This window comes from Plesiomonas sp. ISS29 (assembly GCF_056522795.1).
In genome coordinates this window covers 2,910,509-2,923,042 of sequence record NZ_JAWRZQ010000001.1, presented here as the reverse complement: position 1 = coordinate 2,923,042, position 12,534 = coordinate 2,910,509, and the positions used below count along the sequence as shown (strand labels likewise).

At 49.0% G+C, this 12,534-nt stretch carries 9 protein-coding genes; 3 read left to right on the top strand and 6 right to left on the bottom strand.

The window, feature by feature from the left end; genetic code table 11:
• Window position 1: 1 nt before the first annotated feature.
• Window positions 2-1,648 carry an FUSC family protein gene (locus AC1HDJ_RS13060; RefSeq protein ID WP_479536157.1) on the top strand — a complete coding sequence of 549 codons (1,647 nt, stop codon included), beginning with the start codon at window positions 2-4 and terminating at the stop codon, window positions 1,646-1,648.
• Between the two features lie 93 nt (window positions 1,649-1,741).
• Here the strand turns inward: AC1HDJ_RS13060 and endA are convergent, their stop codons facing one another.
• The 3 genes from endA to metK form a co-directional block, all read right to left on the bottom strand.
• Window positions 1,742-2,464, bottom strand: a complete 723-nt coding sequence (endA, locus tag AC1HDJ_RS13055) for a deoxyribonuclease I (protein ID WP_479536156.1) — start codon at window positions 2,462-2,464, stop codon at window positions 1,742-1,744.
• A 59-nt stretch (window positions 2,465-2,523) separates the two neighbouring features.
• Entirely contained in the window at window positions 2,524-3,081 is a 558-nt protein-coding gene (locus tag AC1HDJ_RS13050; RefSeq protein ID WP_479536155.1) for a SprT family zinc-dependent metalloprotease, read from the bottom strand.
• A 125-nt stretch (window positions 3,082-3,206) separates the two neighbouring features.
• The gene (gene metK, locus AC1HDJ_RS13045; RefSeq protein ID WP_438622379.1) at window positions 3,207-4,361 is read right to left on the bottom strand and encodes a methionine adenosyltransferase; all 1,155 of its coding nucleotides are present in this window, start codon (window positions 4,359-4,361) and stop codon (window positions 3,207-3,209) included.
• Between the two features lie 848 nt (window positions 4,362-5,209).
• Between metK and speA the strand changes: the two genes are divergently transcribed.
• Window positions 5,210-7,183 carry a biosynthetic arginine decarboxylase gene (gene speA, locus AC1HDJ_RS13040; protein ID WP_479536154.1) on the top strand — a complete coding sequence of 658 codons (1,974 nt, stop codon included), beginning with the start codon at window positions 5,210-5,212 and terminating at the stop codon, window positions 7,181-7,183.
• Window positions 7,184-7,271: 88 nt separating this feature from the next.
• Window positions 7,272-8,192 carry an agmatinase gene (speB, locus tag AC1HDJ_RS13035; RefSeq protein ID WP_438622377.1) on the top strand — a complete coding sequence of 307 codons (921 nt, stop codon included), beginning with the start codon at window positions 7,272-7,274 and terminating at the stop codon, window positions 8,190-8,192.
• Window positions 8,193-8,305: 113 nt separating this feature from the next.
• Here speB and AC1HDJ_RS13030 read toward each other — a convergent pair whose 3' ends face one another.
• From AC1HDJ_RS13030 to glnD, 3 genes are all read right to left on the bottom strand, one after another.
• The gene (locus tag AC1HDJ_RS13030) at window positions 8,306-8,695 is read right to left on the bottom strand and encodes a DUF3461 family protein (protein ID WP_479536153.1); all 390 of its coding nucleotides are present in this window, start codon (window positions 8,693-8,695) and stop codon (window positions 8,306-8,308) included.
• Window positions 8,696-8,911: 216 nt separating this feature from the next.
• Window positions 8,912-9,739: a 2,3,4,5-tetrahydropyridine-2,6-dicarboxylate N-succinyltransferase gene (gene dapD / locus AC1HDJ_RS13025; RefSeq protein WP_438630633.1), complete on the bottom strand. Its 828-nt coding sequence runs from the start codon at window positions 9,737-9,739 to the stop codon at window positions 8,912-8,914.
• A 76-nt stretch (window positions 9,740-9,815) separates the two neighbouring features.
• On the bottom strand, window positions 9,816-12,434 hold the full coding sequence (gene glnD, locus AC1HDJ_RS13020) for a bifunctional uridylyltransferase/uridylyl-removing protein GlnD (RefSeq protein ID WP_479536152.1): 2,619 nt from the start codon (window positions 12,432-12,434) through the stop codon (window positions 9,816-9,818).
• Window positions 12,435-12,534 lie beyond the last annotated feature (100 nt).

Below are 12,534 nucleotides of genomic sequence, written 5' to 3'. Positions count from 1 at the left end.
GATGAACCGACACCGTTTTTGGCGATCACTGCGCCTGACATTTGCCCTGATTCTCAGCCTCTTTTTGGCGATGGGGTTAGGCATGCATAACCCGTTATGGGCACCAACCAGTGTACTTATGGTGGAAGCGGGTACCGTGGGTGAGGCGCAAATGCGCTGGTGGCAACGTATTGCCGGTACTGTTTTAGGCGTGGTGTGGGGCTTTTTTACTGTCTGGAATTTCATTCAAGAGCCTGTGCTGTTGGTTGCGGTTTGTAGCTTCAGTATTATTTTGCTGGCATATGCCAGTTTGGTCCATTTTGCATGGCAAGATTTCTGGCGCTGGGTGATGGTCGGTTTTCTGATCATGATCAGCTATGCGATTTTAGATCCGGAAAGCTCTTTCAGCGTGATGATGGATCGTATCGGTTGTGTGTTTATCGGTGCGACCACCATCTATGTGTTTCATGTTTTGTGGCCACTGGAAGTCGGCAGCAGCCATCAGGCACAGCAAAAGGCGCTATTACATTCATTGCAGCAGTGGCTGAGTGAGCCTCCGGCACAAGTGTCAAAATACTTTTTCGCGCTGCTCGGTGATCTGCGCGCCTTACGTTTTCGGTTATCACGTAATTATGGTGATTACCGTGTGCTGCATGATCCGCAAAAGCGGGCAATCGGCACGTTATACGGGGTTGAGCAGTTGGCGCGCCATCTGTATGCGTGGCGGATAAAATATCCGGTGCCAGCATCCGGCGAGCTGGCATGGGTATCGGCACTGATTCAGGCGTTACATGATGAACAGCCGTTACCGGAAGCGCCGTATCCGTTCAGAGCCGGTTCACTGCTCGATTTAATGCAGCAAGATGCTAAACAACTGGTTTCCGGTCAGGGCTGTTCGAAAAGCTTACTGCGTTGGCAATGGCAAAACCGCCTGTTAAAAGCGGGAGTTGACTCACCGCTGCTCAGTGCATTTGCTGTCGGGTTGGTGTGTGCGCTGAGCCTGATTATCTGGCGTTATACCGGCTGGCCGGGGGGTAATCTGGTGGTGTTGCTGGGCTGCGTTTCACTGCTGATGTCACAGTATGCAGAGAAAGTACCGGCACGGTTATTTTTACTGCCGCTGTTTATTGGTAGCGTGGTGTTGTTCCCGATTTTTGTGGTAGTGATGCCGCGTGTTGGCACCGACAGCGGCCTGATTATTATGTTGATAGTGGTGTATTTGCCGCTGGCATGGTTGCTGCACGGCACTAACCGGCTGTTGGCGGTTGTCGGGTCACTGATGTCGGTGATGATCAACTCCGGCAGTAATAACTACATTCCAAGTGAGCTGTATGTTCAGCGCTTTTTTATAATGTGTTGGGCATGTTTAGGGGTGTCATTACTGTTTCCGCTGGTGCAGCATATTCTGTTGCCTGATGACACCGAAACCCGCTTGAAGAACCATTTCTTTGCCTGGCATCAAGAGTGGCGGCGCTGGTTATTGCAACCGAATGCGCAGGATATTACTCGTCAAATAGCAAAACTTGAGCGTCGTACTGATATTATCTTGGCGCTGTATGGCCGTTTACCGCAGGATAAACAGCCACAATGGCAAGCAAAGTTGGCACAACTGCCGTTACTGATGGCCAGTGGTCAGCAGTGGAGTGCCAAAATCGCGGTAGCAGGGTAAATGGGTTTGTTGAGCTATTCATTTTGACGATGAACGGCTCATTTTCCTCTGCTTTGATCAGTACGTTTTAGTTTTGTCTATTCTGGTTAGCGTTTAGTTTTGGGCTTTACCGGCTTGCAGGCACGCTTTTTGAATATACTCATTGTGATTGCCCTGTTTTTTCGCAATCAGATTATCGCGTTTGCACTCCCAGTCAGTGACCGGATAAGTTTTATCCCATGCTGTCATCAGTTGGGTTTGCTGGCGGGATAGACGCAGATCGTACTGATCACGCATATAGAAATAGGTACGGGCAATCGCACCGCGCGCCCGAACCGGCGGCTCAGCCTGTTTGGCTTTAAAATCAACTTTCATATCACATTGACCATACTGGCCTTCGCCACCATTCCACTGCGAATATTGGAAATTGCTGCGATCACCGTTTAGCTCACCAATCGATGGCTGCAAGTTATGCAGATCTGACTCCATCTTTCTAAAACGGGTATCATTTTCACAGGCTTTACGCCCGCCGTCTTGCCAGCATTGCAACTGATGACCAAACTCCCAAGCAGGAACAACGTGCTCCCACTCAATGCGGTTGGCTCGGTTCTCATTTTTACGCACCTGATAGCCGATAGCGTTCAGATCCGGCACCATTTTTTTACCCTGCCAGCGGATAGGGGCATCGCAATAAAACGTGTACGGGTGCTCACGCGCAATCTCTGCTGCCACCACTTTTGCCTGACGAAATGTCTGTGGCGCAGTGGTCGCGGCTTGTGCCGGTGAAATGAGTATAGGAAGAGCAAAAAGAGAGTAACCTACGATGTGGCGCAGCATAATTATAAACCTGTGTCTTATTGTTTTGGGTAGAACCTGATATTGATCGTAGCTGATGGTCAGGCAAGTGGTATTAAAATTTCACCACAGCGTACGCAGCGATATTGTGTCTGTTTCCGCAAAATACGGTTATGACGACGTACAGTCAGCGCGTGTTGCTGACAGCTGCATTGATATGGAAATGTGGTTCCGCGTAGCGAGCTGACATTAAAGCTGTGTGTGCGTTTTGCCGGTTGCCCTAAAATGGTTTGCATCATCCAGCGCCACTCTTGCCCGTGCGGGGTGACTCTAGTTCGGGAGCGGGTATGTACTGGCACGCGTTCTTGCCCGGCATTGCGCTGAACAAAATGCAAATGCACCAGCAAATGAGCCACTTCATGCGGGATCACTTCATCAATAAAAGTCGGCCCGTTTTCAGTCAACAACACCGGATTGAGCCTGATTTCCCACAGTTGTAAATGCGCACTGCCTGCCGTCATTCCGCGCTGACGGTAATTGAGTGCTGGTATTGGAATGGCATACTGCAACTGTTGTTCGGCCAGCGTAATACAGCCTTGTAACCGTTGTAAAACCTGCTGCTGCAGCGCAATGGGAACAGTAAAAGTGCGGGCAGTCATGGCAATCGCTACATATCAAATCAGACAGATAATAAAAAACCGGGTACATGACCCGGTTTCGAGAGTGTTAACGCAGTAACGGCAAAAAGCCTATCACAGCACTGTAGGAATAACCACTGTCTGACTTATTTCAGGCCTGCGGCTTCACGCAGCGCATCGGCTTTGTCGGTCGCTTCCCACGGGAACTCTTCACGACCAAAATGGCCGTATGCTGCTGTTTTTTGGTAGATTGGCTGGATCAGATCCAGCATCTTGATCAGGCCATACGGGCGCAGATCAAAGAACTCACGTACCAGTGTAATCAGTAACTCTTCAGCCACTTTTGCCGTACCGAAGGTTTCCACCATGATGGATGTTGGTTCAGCAACACCGATAGCATAAGAAACCTGAATTTCACAGCGATCAGCTAAGCCTGCAGCAACAATGTTTTTGGCAACATAACGTGCTGCGTAAGCGGCAGAACGGTCAACTTTTGACGGATCTTTACCCGAGAATGCGCCGCCACCGTGACGTGCTGCACCACCGTAGGTATCTACAATGATTTTACGACCAGTCAGACCGCAATCACCCATTGGTCCGCCGATAACAAAACGGCCAGTTGGGTTGATGAAATATTTAGTCTCTTTTGACAACCACTCCGCAGGCAGAACCGGCTTGATGATGGTTTCCATCACCGCTTCTTGCAGCTCTTTGTGGCCGATAGACTCGCTGTGCTGCGTTGACAATACTACCGCATCAATGCCCACAACCTTGTTATCTTCATACTTGAAGGTGACTTGGCTTTTTGCATCAGGGCGTAGCCATGGCAGTGTACCATCTTTACGCACCTGAGCTTGACGCTCCATTAAACGGTGTGCGTAAGTGATAGGGGCAGGCATCAGCACATCAGTTTCATTGCTGGCATAACCAAACATCAGACCTTGGTCGCCTGCGCCTTGCTCTAGCGGATCTAAACGGTCAACCCCTTGATTAATATCAGGAGATTGCTTACCGATTGCACTTAACACAGCACAAGAGTTTGCATCAAAACCCATTTGTGAGCTGGTATAACCGATATCGCATACCGTTTTACGCGCCAGCTCTTCCACATCAACCCATGCTGTGGTGGTGATCTCACCGCCAATCAGTACCATGCCGGTTTTAACGTAGGTTTCACAAGCCACGCGTGCTTTAGGATCTTGCTTCAGAATGGCGTCCAGTACGGCGTCAGAGATCTGGTCAGCAATTTTATCAGGATGCCCTTCGGAAACTGATTCCGAGGTAAACAGGTGTCTTGTCATGGGATGCCAAGCTCCGAAAAATCAAAAAAGTAAAAAAAGTTGCCCGTTGTCATGTGTAGACATATCCACAAGCAGTCTCTTGTGGATGTATCCACATCTGGATGGCTATTCTAAATTCCCCCCGACGGTATTGCTAGCAAATTTTTTTGCAAATCGTTTCTTGTGATTACAACAGCATTTTCAGCAAAATTTCGCTTTGCATTTAGGCGCAGATCTCGGTATAAATCGCGGCGCATTCTGACCGATTTTATTACGCGTACAGATATGGCATGGTATAAGGCAGGCAGCGGTTCTATGGTGATTCTACGCTGAATAGTACTGCGTTTATTTTATTAACCAAATGCGTAAGCAAGAGGTGGTTTTACCCCTTGGGACCTGTGGTTATACAGAAGCACTCAAGGATGAATGGAGATCGTGAACATGCACTCATCTTGGCTATTGCCTGATTTATCACGCCACGTTGCTTCTGTTATGCGGCGTACTGGGTTCTTGTTCTGCTCTTTATTGCCTCTTGTGCTTGTCAGCGCCCTAACTTCTCTGCGAACTCTCTTTTCTTCTCTTATCGCTTTCATCCTGCGCACGCAGCAGCCTGAACTGTGGCTGCTGGAAACATTACAAAAGCGATACGCTGCGTAGTGATCTTTTTTCATTTGATCTGTATTGATTGTCATTAATGCCACAGATGCTGTTTTATGCAGATGTACGGTGTATTGCGTGCAGAATTCAGATGTTGGTGATGATTTCAAACCCCGCGGGGGGATTTCCCCGTGACTCCAACCCAGCGCTGCCTGAATTTTCAGCAGTATGTGCTGGATGCCGTTAAACTGTCATGCAAGGGTTAGAAAGCAATGACAGATATTTTGGTCGAGCACGCCACTACGGTGAGCCACAATGTCACTTCATACCAGATAAAGGAAAATACGATGCCGAACCGTACAGCCGTTAAAGCTCTACGCACGTATAACGTTGCTCATTGGGGCGGTGGGTATTTTGATGTCAATGAACTGGGGCATGTTACCGTGTGTCCAAATCCGGATGTGCCGCAGGCACGGGTTGATTTGGCCGATCTGGTACGCGAGCTGCAAAACGAAGGGCAGCAGATGCCGACACTGTTTTGCTTCCCGCAAATATTGCAGCACCGTTTGCGCTCTATCAACGCGGCATTTAAGCGTGCACGCAGTGATTTTGGCTATGAAAACAACTATATGCTGGTTTACCCGATTAAGGTAAATCAGCACCGCCGTGTGATCGAATCACTGGTCAGTGCCGGTGAACCACTCGGGCTTGAAGCGGGTTCAAAAGCCGAGCTGATGGCGGTTTTGGGCCATGCTGGTTTAACCCGCAGCATTATCGTCTGTAATGGCTACAAAGATCGCGAGTATGTGCGTACCGCATTGATTGGCGAAAAGCTCGGACACAAAGTCTATCTGGTGATAGAGAAGCTCTCTGAAATTCAGCTGGTGCTAGAAGAGGCGAAAAAGCTGGATGTGATCCCGCGTCTGGGCGTACGTGCGCGTTTGGCTTCACAAGGCTCAGGCAAGTGGCAGTCATCGGGTGGCGAAAAGTCGAAATTTGGCCTGTCTGCCGAGCAGGTATTGCGCTTAGTTGAGATGCTACGCGCAGCAAACAGCATTGAAAGCTTACAGCTGCTGCACTTCCACTTAGGGTCACAGCTGGGCAACATTCGTGATGTTGCTACCGGTGTGCGCGAAAGTGCGCGCTTCTATGTTGAGTTGCATAAGCTGGGCGTAAACATTGAGTGTTTTGATGTTGGCGGTGGTTTGGGTGTTGACTATGAAGGTACCCGTACCCAGTCAGATTGCTCAGTAAACTATGGCTTGAATGAGTATGCCAGTACCGTTGTTTGGGGGATTGGTGAAGCGTGCCGACAAAATAATCTGCCACATCCGCTGATTATTACCGAATCTGGCCGTGCAACAACCGCACACCATGCTGTTCTGGTCTCGAATGTTATCGGCCTTGAGCGCCATGAGCCATCAGAACCGGCAGCACCGGCGGCTGATGCACCTCGAGTACTGCACAGCATGTGGGAGACCTGGCAAGAGCTGTGTCAGTCACTGGATAAGCGTTCACTGCGGGCATGGTTGCACGAAAGCCAGTTCGACCTGTCGGATGTGCATACCCAGTACTCGGTGGGGGTGTTGAACCTGTCTCAGCGCGCTTATGCTGAACAGCTGCATCTGGCACTGTGTATTAAAATCAACAGCTTATTGAGTACCACCAACCGCGCTCATCGCCCAGTCATTGATGAGTTGCAAGAGCGTCTGGCTGATAAACTGTATGTGAACTTCTCACTGTTCCAGTCAATGCCTGACTCATGGGGTATCGATCAACTGTTCCCGGTGTTGCCACTCGAGCACCTGAATGAAGCACCAACCCGCCGTGCCGTACTGCTGGATATCACCTGTGACTCTGACGGTGAAATTGATCAGTACATTGATGGTGATGGCGTAGAGACCACCATGCCGATGCCGGAATATGATCCGGAAAATCCGCCATTGCTGGGCTTTTTCATGGTCGGTGCGTATCAAGAAATTCTGGGCAACATGCATAACCTGTTTGGTGATACTGCGAGCATGGATGTGCAGGTGTTTGAAAATGGTGATGTAGAGGTGTATGCCTCAAGTGATGGCGATACCGTAGCGACCATGCTGGAGTATGTGCGTCTTGATCCTGAAACCTTGCTTGGCCGTTATCGCGATCAAGTACAGGCATCCGGTCTGCCTGAATTGTTACAGCAGCAATACTTGTCAGAACTTGAAGCAGGTCTTTACGGTTATACATATTTAGAAGAGATTTAATACTGGAAGCACAGCTTCCAACAGATTAAAATCTTCGCCGCCAGCCGCGTAAAATCGTGGCGCACTGTTTTTTTAAGTTGAGGTATTTATGAGCACCTTGGGTAATAAACCAGATATGTCTCTGGTTTCCAACGCATTTGGCTTCCTGCGTTTGCCATTAAACTTTATGCCATATGACAGCGATGCTGATTGGGTAATTACCGGTGTCCCATTTGATATGGCAACCTCTGGCCGTGCTGGTGCACGTCACGGTGCCGGTGCTATGCGTCAAGTGTCTACCAATCTAGCATGGGAGCATAACCGTTTCCCATGGAATTTCGACTTCCGTGATCGTTTGAAAGTCGTTGACTGTGGTGATGTTGTGTTTAACTTTGGTGATGCACGCGACATGAGCGAAACACTGCAGGCGCACACCGAAAAACTGCTGGCTGCCGGTAAGCGCTGCCTGACTTTCGGTGGTGATCACTTCGTGACTCTGCCACTGCTGCGTGCTCACGCGAAGCATTTTGGTAAAATGGCGCTGATCCATTTTGATGCGCACACTGATACCTATGCATGGGGCTGCGAGTTTGACCACGGCACTATGTTCTATACCGCACCAAAAGAAGGCCTGATTGATCCAACCAAATCAGTGCAAATTGGTATCCGTACCGAGTATGATCGTGACAACGGTTTTACCGTGCTTGATGCACCACAAGTGAATGATCGCACTGTTGAAGACATCGTTGCTCAGGTGAAATCTATTGTGGGTGATATGCCTGTTTATCTGACATTCGATATCGACTGTTTAGATCCGGCACACGCTCCGGGTACCGGTACTCCGGTTATCGGTGGTATCACTTCAGATCGCGCACTGAAAATTGTTCGTGGTTTGCAAGGTCTGAATATCGTGGGTATGGATGTGGTTGAAGTGGCTCCTGCCTATGATCACGCAGAGCTAACCTCACTGGCCGCAGCAACGCTGGCTCTTGAGATGCTGTACGTACAAGCGGCAAATAAAGGCGAGTAATCTTTCGCGTTAGAGCCATTTTGCGTTAGCACATTGAAAAAGCCTCGTGAATCACGAGGCTTTTTGTTATCTAGGTTGTGCGTGATTTATCGCCAATTCACATCGTTAATGGTTTAACGCTGTTTGGTTAAGGCCTCAAGATCGGCTTCGATTTCAGCAATTTTGTGGGAAACCACTTTTTCTAAATGACGTAAATCAGACAAAATCTTCTTTTTCAAATCCAGTTCAGCACTGTCTTGTGCGCAAATCTGATCCAGCTCTTCAATCAGATGGCCTAAATTGGGGTTAATTTCAGTAATCTCTTGGTACTCTTGTGCAGCACCTTCAACCAGAACGGTTTTTGGCTGACGCGGATATTTGAATTTTACACTTTTGGCAAAAAACGCGCCTTTTTCCTTTTGAAAGTAAATTTTCAAAATATCGCAGTAACTCTCTTGGCGCAGGCTATAGCGGTCAATCTCTTCTGGGTTGGTAATCCCCAAATTTTTCAAATTCTCGTACATATGTTGCACCTATTACAGCAAAATGGGTTATTTATTTCGTCTGGTTAATAGAGTGCAGCATATGTTGCTTTTTTGCTGTGATCAGAGCGAAATTAATCAGGGAAAAGTTTCCATACTCAGTATGCTTGAATAGCGGAATAGCGGAATAGCGGAATAGCGGAATAGCGGAAAAAACACCAGTGGCGATAAGCCGCACACTGGTGTGATGTGATTTATTTATTCGTCAATTGAGCGCAGCAGGGCGTTAATACCCACTTTGCCACGGGTTTTCGCATCTACTTTTTTCACAATAACTGCACAATACAGGCTGTATGTGCCGCATTTTGATGGCAGGCTGCCCGATACTACTACCGAACCGGCTGGCACTCGGCCATAGTGGATTTCACCGGTTTCACGGTCATAAATTCGGGTACTTTGGCCGATGAATACACCCATAGAGATCACTGAGCCTTCCTCAACGATCACGCCTTCTACCACTTCAGAGCGTGCGCCGATAAAGCAGTTATCTTCAATGATGGTTGGGTTAGCTTGTAGTGGCTCAAGTACGCCACCGATACCTACGCCACCAGACAGGTGTACGTTTTTACCAATTTGTGCACAAGAGCCGACGGTTGCCCAAGTATCAACCATTGTACCTTCATCAACAAACGCACCGATGTTGACATAAGAAGGCATCAATACGGTATTTGATGCAATGTGTGCACCTTTACGTACGGTGGCAGAAGGGACAACACGCATACCCTCTTTTTCAAAACGAGCTTGATCATACTCGGCAAACTTCAATGGCGCTTTATCGAAGTAGCGAGTTTCCGCCCCATCAATCACTTGGTTTTCATTGATACGGAAAGAGAGTAGCACGGCTTTTTTTAGCCACTGATGAGTGATCCACTCACCATTTACTTTTTCAGCAACCCGTTTTTCACCGCTGTCGAGCAGAGCAATAACTTGGTCTACTGCGCTACGCAATTCAGGTTGGGCATTGGCCGGTGTAATTTCTGCGCGGCGTTCAAACGCCTCTTCAATAATCGATTGCAAGTGGGTCATTACTTGTCCTGTCTGATTGAGTCGGTGGAGTACTCTGTTATGAGTGTTACATAATTAGGAATATTACATACTTGTATCACATTTTTTCGGTCTGGTTGAGTTCGGAAGTTAAACGAGCATGCAAATAATCACAGGTTTCAGGTGCAAGCGCTTTACGTTCATGATCACTAAGGATAAAGAGATCCTCAACCCGCTCACCAATGGTGGTGATTTTTGCACCGCGCAGTGAAATACCAGCATCGGCAAAAATAGCCCCAACTTGTGCTAGTAAACCCGGCATATCAAGTGCAACTAGCTCCATCAGTGTACGTTTATTCCCGCGAGTATGAATGAAAGAGACCTCTGTCGGCACACTAAAGTGGCGCAACTTTGGTGAGGCGCGGCGCGTGCGCTGGATATTGGTATTGGCATAGCTAAGCGCCTTTTCGAGCGCGGTTTTCAGGCTGTCATGGCGATCGGGGGCTAACGGCGCACCATCGGGTTCGAGTACCACAAAGGTGTCGAGCGCGTAACCATCGCGGCTGGTGATAATCTGTGCATCATGGATACTCAAGTTTTTACGATCCAGCTCACCGGCAACGGTGGCAAACAGACGGGGCTGATCTGGGCAATAGATAAAAATCTCGGTTCCGCCGCGGGTAGCATGGCGGCTGACCAGTACCAACGGTTGCCCTTGCGGATGCTGCAATAGCTCTTTGGCGTGCCATGCAATTTGGCGCGGGGTATGGCGTAAAAAGTAATCGATACGGCAGCGCTGCCATAGCGCCTGTAGCGCCTGCTCATCAACCTGATCAATCCGTAGCAACGCTAAAGCCTGCTCACGGTGATGGCGAATTCGCAGCCGAATATCGAGCGCGCTCTCCAGCCCTTGCCGCAGTTGCCGGTCGGTTGCAAAGTAGAGTTCACGCAGCAGTGTCTGCTTCCAGCTATTCCAGAGAGTTTCATTGGTCGCACAGATATCGGCCACAGTTAGGCACAACAGATAGTTGAGGTAATCTTCGTGTTTGACCTCACCGGCAAAGGTGCGGACCACGTCTGGGTCATGAATATCACGTCGCTGCGCGGTGACGGACATTAGCAAGTGATGTTTGACTAGCCACGAGACTAAACGCGAATCGGCCTCACCATACCCGTGCAGGCGGCAAAAATCATACGCATCATCGGCACCGATAAGCGAGTGATCGCCACCGCGCCCTTTGGCGATATCGTGAAACAGTGCGCTCAGTAAAATCACTTCACGTGAGGCTAAGCGTGGGAAAACCTCGACACACAGCGGGTGGCGTTGGCGTTGGGCCTCATCGGCAAAACTCTCTAGTTTTAGCAGAACCCGAATAGTGTGTTCATCTACCGTATAGGCATGAAACAGATCAAACTGCATCTGGCCGACAATCTGGCTCCATTGCGGAAAGTAGGCGGCCAGTACACCGTGCTGATGCATAGGCAAAAATGCGCGCTGTACCGCATCGGGCTGTGCTAGCAACGCGACAAAACGCGCCCGTGCGGCAGGGCGTTCACACAGAAAACCGTCGATATTGCGCCTTGCAAAGCGCAGTTGCCGCAGAGTGGTTGAGTAGATCCCGCTGATCTGACGGTTACGGGCCAGATGCAAAAAAAGATCGAGAATCGATTCCGGTTGTTGCTGAAACAGATTGGGATCTTGCAGATCAATCCGGCTGCCACGCAGTTGGAAGTGTTGATCCAGCGGTTGTGGTTTCTCATTGGCGCTGAGAGATAAAATCGCCTCATCAAATAGCTGCAACAGCATCTCATTAAGCTCAAGCACACGGTGCAGCGTGCGGTAAAAATCTTTCATCATCCGTTCTACCGGTTGATTACGCAGCCCCTGATATCCGAGCATTTGTGCTACGGTAAACTGGTGGTCAAACAGTAAACGGTTATCGTAGCGCGTCAGGCTCAGGTGCAGCGCAAAACGCACCCGCCAGAGAAAATCCTGACACTCTTGTAGCTCGTTATATTCTGCTTGAGTCAGAAAACCAAAACGGGTCATCTCATCTAGATTACTGGCGCCAAAGTGCCGTCTGGCAACCCAGCCTAGGGTATGAATATCACGTAACCCACCGGGGCTGGTTTTGATATCCGGTTCAAGATTGTAGCTAGTACCGTGATAACGCTCGTGCCGCTGCCGCTGCTCGGTTTGTTTGGCACGAAAAAAATCGGGTGAAGGCCAAAAATCATCCGCAAAAACACGCTGTTGTAGCTCTGAAAATAGCGGCATATTGCCGCACAATCGGCGTGATTCAAGCAAGTTAGTTGCAACTGTCAGATCATTTAACCCTTCACTTATGCACTCATCCAGCGTGCGCACACTGTGGCCAATAGATAACCGCAGATCCCACAATAGGGTAATAAACTGACCAATCCGTGCTGCCAGCGTATCATCAACCGGGAGTTCACTCAGGATCAGCAAGTCAATATCTGACAACGGGTGTAACTCCCCGCGCCCGTATCCGCCAACAGCAATCAGAGCCAAGTGCTTATCTGCAGGGAAGCCAAAGAAAACCCATAAACGTTCAAGCAGTTGATCGATATACCGAGTCCGGTTCTTGACCAACAGTTCAACCGAGACTCTGGCTGCAAAATCAGCCGCCATCTGTTGCTTTTGTTGCTCTAAATGCACTTTCAGTGCGGGTAAACTCAGTTCAGCATCCGGCAAATCAAGCAAACAGGGCTGCATCAGGCTTTCCTTAGACTTCAGGTTATACGGACAGATATAAAAAAAGCCGGAATTCACCGGCTTTGTAAAGTCTAATTTCAGTTATTTTGACAATCGGTGT